1 protein-coding gene is annotated in these 623 nt (G+C 42.1%); it reads left to right on the top strand.

The features are described 5' to 3' along the window. The coding region (locus VT06_RS17045; RefSeq protein ID WP_046555527.1) for a hypothetical protein at nt 1-222 on the top strand (222 nt) is incomplete at its 5' end. Nucleotides 223-623: the final 401 nt, after the last annotated feature.

Raw genomic sequence — 623 nt, 5'->3', positions numbered from 1 at the left:
GAGAAAGCCACTCAGGCGGCCGAATACTTAATGATTTCGTTTAATATGTTGCAAGATCATCAGCAGCGCTTAGTTAGCCACGGCGAAGCCGCATTAACTGCCGCAAGTGCGAAGAAAATTAGCAAAGGCTTTAGCCAAGCGCAGGCAACAAGCGAACTGAACGAATTTAATGCCAACGAACAGTTATTTGCTTGGCTATTAAAAGCGCAAAAGCCATTATAGCAGATGGTAGTGCGCGAATCATGCGCGTAAGTTCGCGAAAATAGCTGGAAAAGAGCCCGAAATGGGCTCTTCTGCAAGTAAAATAGAGGGTAAACCCCTATATCTAATCAACAAATCTCTTGCCATTATCTCGCCATCAAGGTTTACATTCTATTTACATTTTTACTTAGGTGACAGTACTCGTTTGTTTGAGTTTTTTTACTTAAGAATAGCTCCACACCACTTTTGGTTAAGTATTTTGGTTACATAGAGGAACAGGACAATGTTGAAAAAACTCGTAAGCTTCACTTTTGCTGCTGCGTTGCTCATTCAGCCATTAGCAATGCAACAAGCCCATGCCACTGAAATCAAGTTTACTGAAAATCGAATTTCGGCTGACGTTGTGCTGGATAACGGCATGG

Source organism: Arsukibacterium sp. MJ3 (assembly GCF_000987765.1).
Taxonomy (GTDB): Bacteria; Pseudomonadota; Gammaproteobacteria; order Enterobacterales; family Alteromonadaceae; genus Alishewanella.
This window is presented reverse-complemented; position numbering and strand designations above follow the sequence as displayed.